The 17,677-nt window shown below is 67.2% G+C and carries 15 protein-coding genes, 1 tRNA gene and 1 pseudogene; 16 read left to right on the top strand and 1 reads right to left on the bottom strand.

From position 1 onward, the window contains the following. Window positions 1–6: 6 nt before the first annotated feature. The 12 genes from FPV16_RS03970 (at window position 7) to FPV16_RS03915 (ending at window position 13,757) form a co-directional block, all read left to right on the top strand. Window positions 7–1,224, top strand: coding sequence for an FAD-dependent monooxygenase (locus tag FPV16_RS03970; protein ID WP_227436257.1), 1,218 nt, complete (start codon window positions 7–9; stop codon window positions 1,222–1,224). A gap of 65 nt (window positions 1,225–1,289) precedes the next feature. Then, window positions 1,290–1,376, top strand: a tRNA-Leu gene (locus tag FPV16_RS03965). Window positions 1,377–1,525: 149 nt separating this feature from the next. Beyond that, complete coding sequence (gene edd, locus FPV16_RS03960) at window positions 1,526–3,349, top strand: phosphogluconate dehydratase (RefSeq protein WP_227436255.1); 1,824 nt, start codon at window positions 1,526–1,528, stop codon at window positions 3,347–3,349. Between the two features lie 68 nt (window positions 3,350–3,417). Next, the gene (gene eda, locus FPV16_RS03955; RefSeq protein ID WP_227436253.1) at window positions 3,418–4,035 is read left to right on the top strand and encodes a bifunctional 4-hydroxy-2-oxoglutarate aldolase/2-dehydro-3-deoxy-phosphogluconate aldolase; all 618 of its coding nucleotides are present in this window, start codon (window positions 3,418–3,420) and stop codon (window positions 4,033–4,035) included. Between the two features lie 289 nt (window positions 4,036–4,324). Continuing rightward, window positions 4,325–5,599 (top strand): dicarboxylate/amino acid:cation symporter, encoded by a 1,275-nt coding sequence (locus FPV16_RS03950; RefSeq protein ID WP_227436251.1) that lies wholly within the window; start codon window positions 4,325–4,327, stop codon window positions 5,597–5,599. Between the two features lie 60 nt (window positions 5,600–5,659). Then, on the top strand, window positions 5,660–6,562 hold the full coding sequence (locus FPV16_RS03945) for an amino acid ABC transporter substrate-binding protein (RefSeq protein ID WP_227436249.1): 903 nt from the start codon (window positions 5,660–5,662) through the stop codon (window positions 6,560–6,562). Window positions 6,563–6,661: 99 nt separating this feature from the next. Beyond that, window positions 6,662–8,167 carry an aspartate ammonia-lyase gene (locus FPV16_RS03940; RefSeq protein WP_227436247.1) on the top strand — a complete coding sequence of 502 codons (1,506 nt, stop codon included), beginning with the start codon at window positions 6,662–6,664 and terminating at the stop codon, window positions 8,165–8,167. 423 nt (window positions 8,168–8,590) lie between these two features. Beyond that, the gene (locus FPV16_RS03935) at window positions 8,591–10,192 is read left to right on the top strand and encodes a porin (protein ID WP_227436244.1); all 1,602 of its coding nucleotides are present in this window, start codon (window positions 8,591–8,593) and stop codon (window positions 10,190–10,192) included. A gap of 343 nt (window positions 10,193–10,535) precedes the next feature. Next, a complete protein-coding gene (locus tag FPV16_RS03930) occupies window positions 10,536–11,474 on the top strand; it encodes an amino acid ABC transporter substrate-binding protein (protein ID WP_413629173.1) in 939 nt (312 codons plus the stop codon). A 28-nt stretch (window positions 11,475–11,502) separates the two neighbouring features. Further along, window positions 11,503–12,225 (top strand): amino acid ABC transporter permease, encoded by a 723-nt coding sequence (locus FPV16_RS03925; RefSeq protein WP_056257514.1) that lies wholly within the window; start codon window positions 11,503–11,505, stop codon window positions 12,223–12,225. A 57-nt stretch (window positions 12,226–12,282) separates the two neighbouring features. After that, window positions 12,283–12,975 carry an amino acid ABC transporter permease gene (locus FPV16_RS03920; RefSeq protein WP_018044823.1) on the top strand — a complete coding sequence of 231 codons (693 nt, stop codon included), beginning with the start codon at window positions 12,283–12,285 and terminating at the stop codon, window positions 12,973–12,975. Between the two features lie 53 nt (window positions 12,976–13,028). Further along, entirely contained in the window at window positions 13,029–13,757 is a 729-nt protein-coding gene (locus FPV16_RS03915) for an amino acid ABC transporter ATP-binding protein (protein ID WP_198290855.1), read from the top strand. 69 nt (window positions 13,758–13,826) lie between these two features. Here FPV16_RS03915 and FPV16_RS03910 read toward each other — a convergent pair whose 3' ends face one another. Next, entirely contained in the window at window positions 13,827–14,807 is a 981-nt protein-coding gene (locus FPV16_RS03910) for a substrate-binding domain-containing protein (RefSeq protein ID WP_227436242.1), read from the bottom strand. Between the two features lie 157 nt (window positions 14,808–14,964). Here FPV16_RS03910 and FPV16_RS03905 point away from each other — a divergent pair, with 157 nt between their 5' ends. From FPV16_RS03905 to FPV16_RS03890, 4 genes and pseudogenes are all read left to right on the top strand, one after another. Next, window positions 14,965–15,660, top strand: a complete 696-nt coding sequence (locus FPV16_RS03905) for an ABC transporter permease (protein WP_227436240.1) — start codon at window positions 14,965–14,967, stop codon at window positions 15,658–15,660. Further along, window positions 15,657–16,388, top strand: a complete 732-nt coding sequence (locus FPV16_RS03900) for an ATP-binding cassette domain-containing protein (protein WP_227436238.1) — start codon at window positions 15,657–15,659, stop codon at window positions 16,386–16,388. Before FPV16_RS03905 ends, FPV16_RS03900 begins: the two co-directional genes overlap by 4 nt. After that, the gene (locus FPV16_RS03895; RefSeq protein WP_227436236.1) at window positions 16,361–17,197 is read left to right on the top strand and encodes a substrate-binding domain-containing protein; all 837 of its coding nucleotides are present in this window, start codon (window positions 16,361–16,363) and stop codon (window positions 17,195–17,197) included. The genes FPV16_RS03900 and FPV16_RS03895 overlap by 28 nt, the downstream gene beginning before the upstream one ends. A 120-nt stretch (window positions 17,198–17,317) precedes the next feature. After that, window positions 17,318–17,677, top strand: a pseudogene (locus FPV16_RS03890) (hypothetical protein); the annotation flags it as partial.

Raw genomic sequence — 17,677 nt, 5'->3', positions numbered from 1 at the left:
CCGCAGGTGTCCGACGGTTCCCATGGGTCGCGAACCCCTCACGCAGCCCCCGGCCTGGCCGTCGCCATCGTCGGCGCCGGCATAGGCGGCCTGACCGCCGCCCTCGCCCTCGATGCCGCCGGGCATGAGGTGACGCTCGTCGAGCGCAGGACCGGCTTCAGCGAAGTCGGCGCCGGCCTCCAGCTCTCTCCGAATGCCAGCCGCGTGCTGATCTCCCTCGGCCTCGGCGCCGCCCTGCGCCGGGCGGCGAGCGAGCCGCCACGGGTGGTGGTGCGTGCCCTTGGGTCCGGCCGCGAGATCGGCGGCGTCGAACTCGGGGCCGAACTGCGCGGCCGCCACGGCGCGCCCTATTATGTCATCCACCGGGCCGACCTGCAGACGCTCCTGCTCGACGCCGTGCGCAGCCGGCCGGGAATCCGCCTGATGATGGGGCGGGACGTCAGGGGGCTCGCCGAATCGGACACCTCCGTCGAGCTGACCCTGGAAAGCGGCCAGGGCTCGCGATCCGAGACGCTGGCCGTCGACCTCGTGGTGGGAGCCGATGGCGTGCGCTCCACCCTGCGCGGCCATTTCGACGGCCGGCGGTTGCGGTCCTGCGGCGAGGCCGCCTGGCGCGCCACGATCCCGCGCGATGCCGCGCCTCCGGAATTGCAGGGCGACGAGACCGGCCTGTGGCTCGGCCGTCGCCGGCACGTGGTGCATTACCCGATCCAGGGCGGGCGGAGCATCAACATCGTGGCCGTGGTGCCCGAGCGCCTCGGCAGCGAGGATTGGGGCCAGCTCGGCGAACCCGCCGTCCTGCGCGCGCAGTTTCCCGACGCGACCCCGGTTCTGGCCGAGCTCCTGACCGCGCCGGATTCCTGGCTGGTCTGGTCCCTCGTCGACCGGCCGACCGCGCGGCCCATGGCGCGGGGCCGGGTGGCCCTCATCGGCGACGCGGCCCATCCGGTCCTGCCGTTTCTGGCGCAGGGGGCGGCGCTGGCCATCGAGGACGCGGCCGTCTTTGCCCTGACCCTGCGGGCCGACGACGTGGCGGCGTCGCTGGCGGCCTATGCCGGCCTGCGCGCCCCCCGCACCCGGCGCGTGCAATCGGCCGCGCGCGGCAACGGCCGGACCTACCATGCGGGCGGACTCATCGGTTTTGCCCGCAACGTCGTCATGCGCCGCCTCGGTCCCGCCGGGATGGGCCGCCGCTACGACTGGCTCTACGGCTGGGCGCCGTGACGGCCACGCCGGGGTCGGGGTGCCTTGATCTCCCGCCCGCGCATCGCTACCCCTCGTGGCGGCATGCGGACGTGGCGAAACCGGTAGACGCACGAGACTTAAAATCTTGCGGCTGAAAGGCTGTGCGGGTTCGAGTCCCGCCGTCCGCACCATCGCCCGCACCGAACCGCGATGGCCTGAAACCTGCTGAGCCGATCCGGTCATTGATCGTACCGCGCGGCGACCGATCTATCGCCTGCGAGACGAGCCCTCTACGTTCCTGACAGCAGGTGGCTTCGCATCAGCGAGGGAAGGATCTGCCATGACCGAACTTCACCCGGAAGTCGCAGCCGTCACTGAGCGCGTGGTGACGCGCTCCAAGGCGAGCCGGCGCGCCTATCTCGACCTGATCGCCCGCGAACGCGACGGCGGCGTGCACCGGCCGATGCTCAATTGCGGCAACCTCGCCCATGGCTTCGCGGCCTCCGGCGAGGACAAGCCGGCGATCAAGTCCGGCCGGGGCATGAATATCGGCATCGTCACCGCCTATAACGACATGCTGTCGGCGCATCAGCCCTATGGCCGCTACCCGGAGCAGATGAAGTTGTTCGCCCGCGAGGTCGGTGCCACGGCCCAGGTGGCGGGCGGCGTGCCGGCCATGTGCGACGGCGTCACGCAAGGCCAGCGAGGCATGGAACTGTCGCTGTTCTCCCGCGACACCATCGCGCTCTCCACGGCGGTGGGGCTCAGCCACGGCATGTTCGACGGGGCGGCCCTGCTCGGCATCTGCGACAAGATCGTGCCCGGCCTGCTCATCGGGGCGCTGCGCTTCGGTCACCTGCCGCAGATCCTGATCCCGGCCGGGCCGATGCCCTCGGGCCTTGCCAACAAGGAGAAGCAGCGCATCCGCCAGCTCTATGCCGAAGGCAAGGTCGGCCGCGACGAGCTGCTCGAATCGGAATCCGCCTCCTATCACGGGGCGGGAACCTGCACCTTCTACGGCACCGCCAATTCTAACCAGATGATGATGGACGTGATGGGCCTGCACATGCCCGGCGCCTCCTTCATCAATCCCGGCACGAAACTGCGCCAGGCCGTCACCCGCGCCGCCGTGCACCGGCTCACGGAGATCGGCGCCGCCGGCAACGATTACCGGCCCCTCGGGCGCTGCGTCGACGAGAAGGCGATCGTCAACGCGATCATCGGCTTGTTGGCCACGGGCGGCTCCACCAACCACGCCATCCACCTGCCGGCCATCGCGAGAGCCGCCGGGATCATCGTCGACTGGGAGGATTTCGACCGGCTCTCGGCGGTCATCCCGCAGGTGGCCAAGGTCTATCCCAACGGTTCGGGCGACGTGAACCACTTCCACGCCGCCGGCGGCATGTCCTACGTCATCGCCAGCCTGATCGACGCGGGCCTGCTGCACGACGACATCCTCACCGTGGCCGGCGGGCGCCTGCGCGACCATGCCCGCGACCCGAAGCTGATCGAGGACGACCTGGTGTTCGAGGACGCGGCCGCCGCCTCGCACGACGAGAGCATCCTGCGCGGCCCCGCCAACGCCTTCCAGAAGGACGGCGGGATGCGGCTGGTGAAGGGCAATCTCGGCCGGGCCACCTTTAAGACCAGCGCCGTCGATCCCTCGCGCTGGACCGTCGAGGCTCCGGCACGGGTGTTCGACGATCAGGATGACGTCATGGCCGCCTTCAAGGCGGGCGAACTGGAGCGGGACGTGGTCGTCGTCGTGCGGTTCCAGGGGCCGAAGGCCAACGGAATGCCCGAACTGCACAAGCTAACGCCGCAGCTCGGTGTGCTTCAGGATCGCGGCTTCCGCGTCGCCCTCGTCACCGACGGGCGCATGTCCGGCGCGTCGGGCAAGGTGCCGGCGGCGATCCATTTGAGCCCCGAGGCCCTCGGCGGCGGTCCGCTCGGCAAGCTGCGCGACGGCGACATCGTCCGCCTCAGCGCCGAGGACGGAACGCTCCAGGCCCTCGTCGACCCGGAGGAATGGGAGGCGCGGGAGGGCGCCACCCCGCCGCCGCCGGCTTTCGGGACCGGCCGCGAGCTCTTCGCCTTCCTGCGCCACGGGGCGGACGGGGCCGAGCAGGGCGCGTCCGCGATGCTCGCCGCTGCGGGCCTCTAGTCGAGGCGCTTCGCACCCCGCTCCCACGACCGACGGAACACTCCAATCTTCGCCAAGGACGGTTCTCAATGACGACCATCGACGCGCTGATGCGCTCCGTTCCCGTGATCCCCGTCCTCGTGATCGAGGACGCCGCCCATGCCGAGCCGATCGCCAGGGCGCTGGTGGATGGCGGGCTGACAGCCCTGGAGGTGACCCTGCGGACCCCCGCCGCCCTGGAGGTGATCCGCATCATGGCGCAGGTGGACGGGGCCGTCGTCGGCGCGGGCACCGTGCTGAACGAGCGGGATCTCGACGCGGCGATGGAGGCGGGCGCGCAATTCATCGTCAGCCCCGGCCTCACCGATCCGCTGACGAAGGCCGCGATCGATCGCGGCATCCCCTTCCTGCCGGGGGTCGCCAATGCCGCCGACATCATGCGCGGCCTCGACCATGGGCTCGACCGGTTCAAGTTCTTCCCCGCCGAGGCCGCCGGGGGAATCAAGGCGCTCAAGGCCCTCACCGGACCGTTCGGGCAGGTCCGCTTCTGCCCCACGGGCGGGATCACCGAAGCGACGGCACCGGACTGGCTCAAGCTCGCGCAGGTCCTCTGCGTCGGTGGCAGCTGGGTCGTCCCGGCCGGCGAACCGCAGCCGGAAGCGATCCGCCGGGCAGCGAGGGTCGCGTCGGGTCTGCGCCCGCACTGATCCGAAGCCTCGAGCCACGGGTCTTCGGGCCTTCCCCGGAAGAGGCCTGGCACCGTTGGATGAATGCTTGCGCGGCAAACGAAAAGGAATAGCCTCCTCCCGGATCGACTTCACGAAGAATGAAGGTATCGAGGCTGAAGCACCGCCGAATGCCCGCGCCCGCGCCATGTGGGACTCGTTGGACCGGCCAAGCAGATCACTCGGTATCGAGGCTTCGTGATGCGACGTCGCCAAGCATGGCATGTCGCATGCAGGACCTTGAAGACGTTTCTGCCGGTGAGGAAGTGCGATGCAGTCCAGGCTGACGACTTACATCTTCATCGGCATGCTTCTGGGCATCGCGGTCGGTTATCTCTGCAACATCACTTGGCCGGACCCTCAGACATCCAAGGAGATCTCCGGCTACATCGCCCTCGTCAGTGACGTGTTCCTGCGGCTGATCAAGATGATCATCGCGCCCCTGGTGTTCTCGACCCTTGTCGTCGGCATCGCGCATATGGGCGACACCGCCTCTGTCGGCCGCGTCGGCGGCAAGGCGATGCTGTGGTTCGTCGGCGCGTCCCTGTGCTCGCTGCTGCTCGGCCTGGTGATGGTCAACATCCTGCGACCCGGCGATGCCCTGAACCTTCCCCTGCCGGATGCCGGCGCCACTACCAACCTCAAGGCCGCATCGCTTTCCCTCAAGGAATTCGTCACCCATCTGGTGCCGAAAAGCCCCGTGGAGGCGATGGCCAACAACGAGATCCTGCAGATCGTCGTCTTCTCGATCTTCTTCGGCGTCGCGCTCGCGGCGTTGGGACAGAAGGGCAAGCTCCTGGCCGAAGGTATCGAGGGCCTCGCCGACGTGATGCTGAAGATCACCGGCTACGTCATGGGTTTCGCCCCCGTCGCGGTGTTCGCGGCCATCGCGGCGACGATCACCACGCAGGGCATCGGCGTCCTTGTGACCTACGGCAAGTTCATGGTGGAATTCTACTTCAGCCTCGCCATGCTGTGGTGCCTGCTGGCCTTCGCCGGATTCCTGCTCGTCGGAAAGCAGATGCGGCGGCTCCTCAACCTGATCAAGGAGCCGTTCCTCCTCGCCTTTTCCACCGCATCGAGCGAGGCGGCCTATCCGAAGACCCTGCAGAACCTCGAGCGCTTCGGCGTGCCGAACAAGATCACCTCGTTCGTGTTGCCGATGGGCTATTCCTTCAATCTCGACGGCTCGATGATGTACTGCACCTTTGCGGTGATGTTCATCGCGCAGGCCTACAACATCCCGCTGACCCTCGGGCAGCAGATGACCATGCTCCTCCTGCTGATGGTGACGTCGAAGGGCATGGCCGGCGTGCCCCGCGCTTCCCTGGTGGTGATCTCCGCCACGCTCTCGACCTTCCACATCCCCGAGGCCGGCCTCCTCCTCATCATCGGCATCGACCAGTTCCTCGACATGGGCCGCTCGGCCACCAACGTCCTGGGCAACAGCGTCGCCACCGTCGCCGTGGCGAAATGGGAGGGGCAGCTGGAATTGACCGACCAAAGCCTCGACCGGGACGTGTCGCCCCTGGCCGAGCCGGCCTGAACCGCCAGCGGCATCGCTCGCCGCCGACCGCAACCGCAATGGCATGATGGGACACGGACAATGCACGCGAAGGGCATGATGGCAGCGGTCGCCGGCGCCCTGGTGCTCGCCTTGGGCACCGCACCCGCCGCCGCCATCGATGTTCTTACCGGAACGCTGAAGAAGATCGGCGAATCGCGCTCCGTCACCCTCGGCTATCGCGAAAACTCGCTGCCCTTCTCGTTCAAGGACGCGGCCGGGCATCCGGTGGGATACGCCATCGATCTCTGCCTTGAAGTGGTCGACGCCATCGGCAAGGAGATCGGTCGCACCGATCTTGCCGTCCGCTACGAGCCCGTCACCCCGGAAACCCGGATCGCCGCCCTGACTTCGGGCCGGATCGACCTCGAATGCGGGTCGACCACGGCGAATGCGGAGCGTCGCAAGCTCGTGGCGTTCTCGCCCATTACCTATTTCAGTGCCACCAAGCTCCTGGTGAAGCGCGGCGGGTCCATCGGCTCCTATCGCGACCTCTCCGGCAAAACCGTCGCGGTCACCGCCGGCACCACCAACGAGGCGGCCCTGCGCGCGCTGATGGCGCGGTTGAACCTCTCCGCCAGCATCGTCACGGGCCGCGACCATGCCGAATCCTTCGCCATGGTCAGGGACGGCCGCGCCGACGCGCTGGGGCTCGACGATGTCCTGCTCTATGGCCTCATCGCGGCGGCTGGCCCGGACGGGGCGTCCTATACTGTGTTGGCGGACAAGCTCTCCTTCGAGCCCTACGGCCTGATGTTCCGCAAGGACGACCTGCAATTCGCCGGCGTGGTCAACGCCGCCTTCGAACGTCTCGCCGAGTCGCGCGAGCTGCGCTGGATCTATGAGCGCTGGTTCCTCAAGCGGTTGCCGAACGGCGAGCGCCTGAACGTCCCGATGTCCGACGAGCTGAGAACGAATTTCCAGGTCATCGGGCTTCAGGACTGAGCCGATGTCAGGATTGCCCGCCCACGGCGCTTGACGGCTCCGCCGCCGCATGTGGCCTTCGGCGGTGCCGCCGCGAGCGTGGCGCGAGGGAGACGACCGATGGCGACGGACACGCAGAAGCCCACCGAGGCGCCGGCCGAGAACATCGCCGTCGCCACCGTGCGGACCGTCGAGATGGAGGGCGCGCAGACGCGGACCGAGCACGACCTCCTCGGCTACGGCGAGGTGCCGGCCGGCGTCTATTGGGGAATCCACACCAAGCGCGCGGTGGCCAACTTCCCGATCACCGGCGTGCCGGTGGGGCACTTTCCCGAATTCGTCAAAAGCCTCGCCCTGGTGAAGCAGGCGGCGGCCCGCGCCAACCGGCGGCTGGGCTACCTTTCCGCCGACAAGGCCGATGCCATCGACCGCGCCTGCATCCTCGTCGCCACCGAGCCGCGCTTTGCCGAATCCTTCGTGGTGGATGCGATCCAGGGCGGGGCCGGCACCTCGACCAACATGAACGCCAACGAGGTCATCGCCAACGTCGCCCTGGAACTGATGGGGCACCCGCTGGGGCATTACGAGGCGCTCCACCCCAACGACGACGTCAACATGGCGCAATCCACCAACGACGCCTATCCGACCGCCCTGCGCCTCGCCGTCATGTTCGCGACCCAGCCCCTCATCAAGGCCCTCGACGACCTCGCCTACGCCTTCAAGGGCAAGGCCGTGGAATTCGCCGACGTTCTCAAGATGGGCCGCACCCAACTGATGGATGCGGTGCCGATGACCCTCGGCCAGGAATTCGACGGGTTCCACGCCACCATGAAGGAGGATGTGGCCCGGCTGAACGAGATCGTCGGGCTGTTCCGCGAGGTCAATCTCGGGGCCACCGCCATCGGCACCGGCATCAATGCGGACCCGCGTTATGCATCCCTGGCGGTGGAGGAGCTGTCGCGCATCTCCGGACACCCGATGGTGCTCGCCTCGAACCTGATCGAGGCGACATCCGATCTCGGCGCGTTCGTACTGTTCTCGGGCGTGCTGAAGCGCGTGGCGGTGAAGCTCTCGAAGATCTGCAACGACCTGCGCCTGCTCTCGAGCGGGCCGCGCACCGGGTTCGGCGAGATCCGGCTGCCGGCGGTCCAGGCCGGTTCCTCGATCATGCCGGGGAAAGTAAACCCGGTGATTCCAGAGGTGGTGAACCAGGTCGCGTTCCTGGTGATCGGCCACGACCTCACCGTGACCCTCTGCGCCGAGGGAGGGCAGCTCCAGCTCAACGCCTTCGAGCCGACCATCGGGTATTGCGTCCTCAGCTCGCTGCGCATGCTCACCGCCGCGGTGGATACCCTGACGAAACGCTGCATCGAAGGGATCGAGGCCGATCGCGAACGCTGCCGCTCCCTCGTCCATGGTTCCATCGGCCTCGTGACCGCCCTGGTGCCGGCTCTGGGATACGAGGCGTGTTCGAGGGTCGCCCAGCGCGCCCTGGCGGAGAATCGCCCGGTCGCCGACATCGTTTTGGAGGAAGGGCTTCTGACCGAGGTCCAGCTCGATCACCTGCTCGAACTCGAGGCAATGACCCGTCCCTCCCGCGTGAGGAGGAACGGCCCCTCGGCTTGAAGGCCGCCGCTGGATCGGGGCCGAGGGGGGCTTCGTGACGGTTCGGTGACGGTGCGAAGCACAAAAACTAAGCAAAGGGCGCGCTGGCAGGAACAATTGATCCCAAGAGCACCGCAGGATGCATTGCGTTTCTTCTCCAAGCCCTCTTTCTGCACATCAATTGACCCCGGCGATGACATGGTTTGCCGCCTGACGAACGTTGCAGCGCCGCCACAGCAGTTCAGAACCGATGTGGCATCCGCGATTCCGAGTTGCTCGCAGGAACCCGCTCGCACAGAGTGAATACGCACTGGGGAAACCCCGGGGCACGGTCGGAACGGGGCGCTCAAGTCCTGCCGGCTAACAAATAAAGGCAAACGAACGCCGGTCCGTGCCGGGTTGAAGTTGCCTGTCCCTCGGGTCTCGAAGCTTTTGGAGATATCAATGAAGCTCTTGAAGAGCTCACTCCTCGGTACCGCCGCAGCCTTTGCGTCGGTCGCTGGAGCGCATGCCGCCGATCTTCCCGTGAAGAAGGCCGTGCCGATCGAATACGTCCGCGTCTGCAGCGCCTACGGCGCCGGCTTCTTCTACATCCCCGGAACGGATACCTGCATCCGTCTCTCGGGCCGCGCCCGCCTCGACATCGGCTACCAGCCGACGGACAGCCGCACCGGCGCTGGCAACGGCGACACGACCGGCTATATCGGCCTCGCCCGCATCAACGTCGATGCCCGCACCCAGACGGCCTACGGCACCCTGCGCGCCTTCACCCGTATCCAGTTCGCCTCGCGCACCGGCGGCACCGGCGGCCTCCGCTCCGGCACTCAGGAGCGTATCGGCTCCGCCTTCGGCGCCACCGGCCAGGATCAGGCCGGTCGCGACCAGCAGTTCGTGAACACCGACAAGGCGTTCATCCAGTTCGCCGGCCTCACCGCCGGTCGCGCTTCCTCGTTCTTCGACTTCTACGCCCACGATTTCGAGTTCGCCGGCGCGACCCTGAACTCCGATGTTCAGTCCACCAACCTGCTCGCCTACTCGGCCAAGTTCGGTGAAGGCTTCTCGGCCACCGTTTCGCTCGAAGACCCGACCTTCCGTCGCAACACGGTCTACTCGCAGACCTTCGGGGCGACTGGCGTCACTGGCGCTCCGTCTCCGGTTCTCGTCGGACTCGGTGCAACAAACACGTTCCAGAACTACGACGTGTCGCAGCGTAACCGGATGCCCGACTTCGTTGGCGTTCTGCGCTACGATGCTGCCTGGGGTTCGGCTCAGATCTCAGCTGCCGTCAAGGAAATCAACGTCCAAAATCCCACTGGATCTACCTTCGGTATAGCTTCGGTTCCCGGTCTTGGTGGGACTGCTGTGACCGGACATCCCTCGAGCGAGTACGGCTGGGCTGTCCAGGGTGGCGTGAAGATCAACACCCCGTTCATCGCTCCCGGCGACACCCTGTACCTGCAGGGAGCCTACGGTGAGGGTGCGACCCTCTACACGGGCTACTCGTCCTACAACGGCAGCTACACCTCGATTGCCAGCACCATCAACGGCGCTGCCTTCGATCCCTTCATGTCCGACGCCACGCTGAACCCTCTGACCGGCAAGATCGAAACCTCCACCAGCTTCACGGTGGTTGGCTCGTTCCTGCATTACTGGTCGCCTGAGTGGCGTTCGGCCGTGTTCGGCAGCTACGGCGAGCTCTCCTTCGCCCGTGGCGCTCGCGCCGCCAACGCAGCGGCGTTCCAGACCAACGGTGCGACCACTCAGTTCACCGGCATTCCTGGCCAGACCTCCTTCGACGTCAGCCCGGTTCTGCGTGACACCTACCAGATCGTCGCCGGCGCGAGCCTGATCTGGTCGCCGGTGAAGGACCTCGATATCGGTGTCGAGGGCTTCTACACCAAGGTCGGCGTCCAGAACGGTCGTGTCGTGGATCGCACTCAGTCGAGCGGCACCGTCAACGCTGCGAACATCGCCTCCGGCGCCGTTCGCACCGTGACCGCGGACGACACCTACCAGGTGCGTATGCGCGTTCAGCGCGACTTCTAAGCATCGATGCTCGGCGGGATTGGAGCCGTGCTCCGATCCCGCACGATCATTCAAGATGTTCCGAAAAAGGCCCGGCTTTGCAGCCGGGCCTTTTTCATGTGCTGTGGCGATCCGCGATGCCCACGTCTTCTCCGGCCCGTTAGACTTTCAAAGGCGGGGCAATGTCTCGCCGAAATGGATCCCGGTCGCGCGCGCGGCACGCCGATTGCTATAACGTCGTCGAGCGGTTGACATCTCCGGTGAGGCCTCATTCACCGATTGCGATGGGCGAGACCGCTGCTACGTTGAGCCTCACGTGCCGGTCGTCCGATCGGCGAGAACCCCTCCGGGAGCCAGCCTTCACATGCATTTTGGTCATCACAGGTCCGTCGCTCTGTCGGCGGCGGTCGTCCTCGCATCGGCGATGGGCATTACGCTCGGCGCATCCGGTGCCGGCGCCCAGGAACTGACCGGCACCCTCAAGAAGATCAAAGAGACCGGCGAAATCACCATCGGCTATCGCGACGCCTCGGTCCCGTTCTCCTACCTCGACGGCGACCAGAAGCCGGTCGGCTACGCCTTCGAGATCTGTAAGAAGATCGCCGAGGCGGTGAAGACGAACCTGAAGCTGACGAAGCTCGAGGTTAAGCTCAATCCGGTCACCTCCGCCACCCGCATCCCGCTGATCGCCAACGGCACCGTCGATCTCGAATGCGGCTCGACCACCAACAACGTCGACCGCCAGAAGCAGGTGGCCTTCACCAACACCCACTTCCTCACCGCCACCCGCTACGTGGCGAAGAAGTCGGCCAAGCTCGACACGATCGAGGATCTCAAGGGCAAGACCGTGGTGTCCACCTCGGGCACCACCAACATCCGCCAGATCAACGAGGCCAACACCGCCCGCAGCCTCGGCCTGACAATCCTGCCCGCCAAGGATCACGCCGAAGCCTTCCTCATGGTCGAGACCGGCCGCGCCGCCGCCTTCGTCATGGATGACGTTCTGCTCGCCTCGCTGGCCGCCAGCTCCAAGGAGCCCGGTGCCTACGCGATTTCGACCGAGGCCCTGTCGAAGCCCGAGCCCTACGGCATCATGCTCCGCAAGGACGACGCGCCGTTCAAGGCCGTGGTCGATGAAGCGACGGCCAAGCTCTACAAGAGCCCCGAGGGCAAGGTCCTGTACGAGACCTGGTTCACCAAGCCGATCCCGCCGCGCGGCATCAACCTCAGCCTTCCCATGAGCGACCCCATGAAGAAGGCCTTCGAGTCGCCCAGCGACAGCGCCGATCCGGCCGCCTACTAAGCCGCCGCATCGGAGCAGACGACAGGCGATGAACTATAACTGGAACTGGCGGATCTTCTTCGAACCGTCGCCGGAAGGCACCGGCACCTATGCCGACATGCTTCTCTCCGGCCTCTCCTGGACGATCGCCACGGCGCTTTGTTCCTGGATCATCGCCTTCTCCCTCGGCTCGCTCATCGGGGTGCTGCGCACCCTTCCGAGCCGGGGGGCTCAACGGGTCGGCACCACCTATGTGGAGCTGTTCCGCAACATCCCGCTCCTCGTGCAGATGTTCCTCTGGTTCTACGTGGTGCCGGAGATCCTGCCCGGCTCCTGGGGGACCTGGCTGAAGCAACTGCCGAACTCGTCGTTCTACACGGCGGTCATCTGCCTCGGCTTCTTCACGGCCTCCCGCGTCGCCGAGCAGGTCCGCACCGGCATCGAGACCTTGCCGCGCGGTCAGCGCATGGCCGGCACGGCTTTGGGCCTCACCACGTGGCAGACCTATCGCTACGTGCTGCTGCCCAATGCCTACCGGGTGATCCTGCCGCCGCTGACCTCGGAGTTCCTGAACAACCTCAAGAACACCTCGGTGGCGCTCACCATCGGCCTGCTCGAACTCACGGCTCGGGCACGCTCGATGCAGGAATTCTCCTCCCAGGTCTTCGAATCCTTCACGGCGGCGACGGTCATCTATCTCGGCATCAGCCTGATCGTGGTGACGGTATCGAGCAAGCTCGAGACCCGCATCGCCGTCCCGGGATCGCGCTGATGATGGCGCGATCGCTCTCCCCATCCTTCGCGACCGTCAGACGGGGCTAGAGGACCGATGTTCACGGATTTCGACTTCGGAGTCGTCCTCTCATCCTTGCCGTACCTGTTCGGGACGGGAATGGTGTTCACGCTGACGCTCACCGCGCTTGCCGCCTCGGGCGGCATCATCCTCGGCACCATCATCGCGATGATGCGTCTGTCCGGGATCACCGCCCTGGCGCTCCCGGCCAAGATCTACGTGAACTTCATGAGGTCGCTGCCCCTCGTGCTGGTGATCTTTTGGTTCTACTTCCTCGTTCCTTATATCGGCCAATGGATGACGGGCGCGTCGCGGCCGATCTCGGTGGGCGCCTTCACCTCGGCCCTCGTTACCTTCACCCTGTTCGAGGCGGCGTTCTTCTCCGAGATCATGCGCGCCGGCATCCAGGCGATCCCGAAAGGCCAGACGGCGGCGGCGCAGGCCATCGGCCTGACCTACGGCCAGACCATGCGGACGGTGATCCTGCCGCAGGCCTTCCGCAACATGCTGCCGCTGCTGCTGACCCAGACCATCGTGCTCTTCCAGGACACGTCCCTGGTCTACGTCATCTCGCTCACCGACTTCCTCGGCGCCGCCTCGAAGGTCGCCCAGCGCGATGGCCGTCTCGTGGAGATGTATCTGTTCGCCGCCGCCGTCTACCTGGTGATCTGCATCACCGCCTCGACCCTCGTCCGGCGTCTCCAGCGCCGCGTCGCCATCATCCGCTAAGCTCTCGAGGATCCGTCATGTCCGCCATCGATCCCCAGGCTTCGGCGAAGCCGATGATCGCCATCGACAACATCAGCAAGTGGTATGGCCCGGTCCAGGTCCTCAACGGCTGTACGACACAGGTCACCAAGGGCGAGGTGGTCGTCGTCTGCGGCCCCTCCGGATCGGGCAAGTCCACCCTGATCAAGACGGTGAACGCCCTGGAGCCGATCCAGAAGGGGGCGATCACTGTCGACGGCATCGGCGTCCAGGCCAAGGGCACCAATCTGCCCAAGCTGCGCGCCCGCGTCGGCATGGTGTTCCAGCATTTCGAGTTGTTCCCCCACCTGTCGATCATCGACAATCTGATGCTCGGCCAGTGCAAGGTGCTGGGACGGGCCAAGGACGATGCCCATGACCGCGGCCTGAAGCTCCTCGGGCGGGTCGGCCTCTCGGCGCATTCGCACAAATATCCGGGCCAGCTCTCCGGCGGTCAGCAACAGCGCGTCGCCATCGCCCGCGCCCTGTCGATGAACCCCATCGTCATGCTGTTCGACGAACCGACCTCGGCCCTCGACCCGGAAATGGTCGGCGAGGTGCTCGACGTGATGATCGAGCTCGCCCGCGAGGGCATGACGATGATGGTCGTCACCCACGAGATGGGCTTTGCCCGCAAGGTCGCCAACCGCGTCGTCTTCATGGATCGCGGCGAGATCGTCGAGGACGCCACCAAGGACGACTTCTTCGACAAGCCGCGCTCCGAGCGCGCGCAGACCTTCCTGTCGAAGATCCTGGCTCACTGATTCTCGAACCACCGGGCGGGGGCCGTCCCGGCTCCCGCCCGTGGCCGTGCATGCGCGCGGCTTTCCGACTCAGGCGTAGCCGGGCGTGGCCTCCGCCCGTCGCCGAATGCTCGACGCGATCGCGTCCAGGCGCTCGTCGCCGACGAGAGTGCGGACGGCGAGGAAGTAGGTCTCCTCGCCCAGCGGCAGGTAATCGAGCCCGAACCGTTCCGCGACGGCGCGGGTGCCCATCCCTACATCGGCCGCCCCGGACGCGATCAGGGCCGCGACGGCCTGATGCGTGAACTCCTCCGTCTCGTAGCCGCGAATATCGCGTCCGCTGATGCCGGCCTCGGCGCAGAGTCGGTCGAACCAGATCCGCGTCCCCGCACCAAACTGCCGGTTGACGAAGCGGATGCCGCCCGTGGCGAGGTCCGTGATGGCGGCCACGGCGAAGGGATTGCCCGGCTGGAGCATCAGGCCCTGCTCGCGCAGCAGGACCGGGCGTGTCAGCAGGGCCGGGTCGGCGAGGATGTCGGCGAAGACCGAGCCCGGATCGGGCAGGGCCGCACCGAAATGGAACCCCGCCCCATCGGCCCGTCCGGCCTTCAGGTGCGAGAGCGCGTCCATGCTCCCCGCGATGGTGACCGCGATGCTGCCCATCTCGCGCAGGGCATCGAGCAGGACGGAATCGTGGCTGACCGCGAAGGTGAGGGGGCCGGCAGCGCGTCCGAGGAGGCCAGTGAGCGTCGCCTCCAACCGCCTCTCTTCGCGTGCGATGATCTCACCACTCGCCCGTGATGCGGCGCCGAGCGCCTGATGGAACGCGGTGCCGAAGGGCGTCAGCACGGTGCCGTGTCCTTTGGTCTTGCGGATGACGGGCTGGCCGAGCGCGTCCTCCAAGATCTGGAAGCGGCCCCAGGCGGAGCGATAGGACAGGTCGAGCCGCGCCGCGGCACCCCGCAGCGAGCCCTCGGCGGAAACCGCGTCCAGAAGCGCCAGGGTCGGGGCGAAGGCGAGTTGCCGGTCCGCCGCCGCGATGGTCCCGTCGAGGAGCAACCCGACCTTCATAGGCAATCCGTTTCCTATTGAACTGGCGCTGACAGCGGTAGCATGAGGGGGCGAGCGTGCCTCACAAAACTCCCGGTCTCGGTCGGCTTTTTCTCGAAGCGCCACCGTGCAGCGGGAGTTTCTGCGCCAGACACGAACCGCGCACAGCACCGGAGCCATGCTTCAGACCCTCGAGGAGACGTTCCAGCGGATCGCCGCGCTCGATCCGGAGGTGGTCGCCATCGCCGGCCTGTCGCTGCGGGTGAGCCTATCGGCGGTGGGGCTCGGCACGCTGATCGGCGTGCCCCTCGGGGCCCTCGTCGCCGTGGCGGCATTCCCGGGGCGCAAACTGGTGGTGGGATGCCTCAACGCGGCGATGGGCCTGCCGCCGGTGGTCATCGGCCTCGTCCTCTACCTCATCCTGTCCCGGTCCGGTCCCCTCGGCAGCCTCGGCCTGCTGTTCACGCCGGGCGCGATGATCGCGGCGCAGACGGTCCTCGTCATCCCGCTCATCGCCGCCCTCGCACGCCAGATCGTCGCCGATGCGGAGGAGCATCTCGGCGAGCAGCTTCGCTCCTTCGGCCTCGGACCCGTGCGGCGGGCCGCGATCCTGATCTACGATACGCGCTTCTCCCTGGTGACGGCGATTCTCGCCGCGTTCGGCCGCGCCATTTCGGAGATCGGAGCCGTCCTCGTCGTCGGCGGCAATATCGACGGGCACACCCGCACCATGACGACGGCGATCTCCCTCGAGACGCAGAAGGGCGACCTGCCCCTCGCCTTGGCCCTCGGCCTTGTCCTCATCGCCATCGTCCTCGCCGTCAGCGCCACCGCCTCGCTGCTGCGTTCCTATGCCATGCGAGCCTATGGATGAGCGCGGCGCTTCCCATCGTCATCGAAGGTTTGCGCTACCGGGTGGGAGACCTCGCGATCCTCAAGGGCGTCGACATGTCGGTGACGTCGGCCGGCATCACGGCGATCATCGGTGCGAACGGCGCCGGCAAGAGCGTGCTCCTGCGCCTCATCGACGGATTGCTGGCGCCGACGGGCGGGACCATCCGCATCGGCCCATCGGCCGGCACCCGTCCGGGCACCGCCTTCGTGTTCCAGCGGCCCGGCCTCGTCCGTGCGAGCGCCGCCGCCAACGTGGCGCTGGCCCTGGCCCCGCTCGGCCTCGGCGCGGCTGAGCGGGCCGAACGAGTGCGGGCCGCGCTCCGCCATGTGGGGCTGTCCGAACGGGCCGGCGCTCCGGCCACCCGCCTGTCGGGGGGCGAGCAGCAGCGCCTCGCCCTCGCGCGGGCCTGGGCGCGGGCGCCCGATCTCCTCCTGCTCGACGAGCCCACCGCCAATCTCGATCCGGCCTCGTCCCGTGTCATCGAGGATCTCGTGGCATCGATGGCGGCGGCCGGGACGAAGGTCGTGCTGGTCTCGCACAATCTCGGTCAGGTCATGCGTCTGGCCGAGGATGTGGTCGTCCTCGCCGGGGGGCGCGCCGTCGAGCACGGCCCCGTGCGCACCACCCTGTCATCCCCCCGTTCGCCGCAGGCGCGGGCCTATCTCACCGGAGAAATGCCATGGACCTCCTTCGCCGCTCTCTCCTGAGCCTCGGCCTTTTCGTTGCCGTCTCCGGATTGTCGACGGTACCGGGTGTCGCCGAACCCGCCGAGACCATCACGGTGGCCTCCACCACGTCCACCGAGCAATCCGGCCTGTTCAAGGAGTTGCTGCCGGCATTCACGCAGGCCAGCGGCATCGGCGTGAAAGTGGTGGCCCTCGGCACCGGGCAGGCCCTCGATGCGGCCCGACGCGGGGATGCCGACGTCGCCCTCGTCCACGACACCGCCGCCGAGGAGAAGTTCGTCGGCGAGGGGTGGAGCACCAAGCGCTATCCGGTGATGTACAACGACTTCGTCATCGTCGGCCCGAAGGACGATCCGGCCGGTGCGGCCGGCGCCAGCGTCGTCGAGGCCCTGCGCAAAATCGCCGCCGCCAAGGCGCCCTTCGTCTCGCGCGGCGACCGCTCGGGCACCCATAGCGCCGAGCTGCGCTACTGGAAGGAGGCCGGTCTCGATCTCGGCGCTGTGCGTGGCGATTGGTACAAGGATGTGGGCCAGGGGATGGGGCCGGCGCTCAACACCGCCTCGGCCGCCAATGCCTACCTCCTCAGCGATCGGGGCACGTGGCTGTCGTTCAAGAACCGGGGCGATCTCAAGATCCTGGTGGAAGGCGACAAGCGCCTCTTCAACCAATACGGCGTGATGGTCGTGAACCCGGACAAACATCCGCATGTGAAGGCGAAGGCGGCCCAGGCTTTCGTGGACTGGCTCGTCTCAGGCCCGGGCCAGGCGGCCATCGCTGGCTACCGGATCGGTGGGGAGCAGCTCTTCTTTCCCAATGCCGATGCCCGATGACGGCCGGTCCCCGACGATGGGGCGCGCTGCGCCGCCCTTGACACGTCCCGCGTCCCGCGCACCTTCCTTGGTCAATCGCGCTGTCGCAGATACGGCGGCTGGCCTCGGGAGGGCCGTGACATGATGGGTTCGGGTATCAGAGGGTTTTCCATCGCCGCCGTGACGGCGGTAATGGCGATGGTTCCGGCGATCGCGTCGGCCGAATCGGCGGGCAAGCCGGCCAATATCTGCAAGGAGCTCACCGCGTTCCTGCATGCGCCGGCTCAGCCGGCCGCGTCCGGTTCGGCGACGGCCCAGTCGAGCACGGCCGTCACCGCTCCGGGCTCGGGATCGCAGAAATCCTCGGGCAATGAGACGCAGAAGGATTCCGGCCTGAGCGGGCCGACGTCCCCCAACGGTCCCGGTGCCTCCGGTCCCCAGGGGGCGACCCAGAACGCGGCGGCCCCCTCGGGCGGGTCGGCCCAAGTCTCGGCACCGGCC

The sequence above is a fragment of the Methylobacterium sp. W2 genome, assembly GCF_020662345.1.
Classification (GTDB): domain Bacteria; phylum Pseudomonadota; class Alphaproteobacteria; order Rhizobiales; family Beijerinckiaceae; genus Methylobacterium.
Note: the sequence above shows the minus strand (reverse complement) of the source record. Positions and strands in the feature narration are given on the sequence as shown.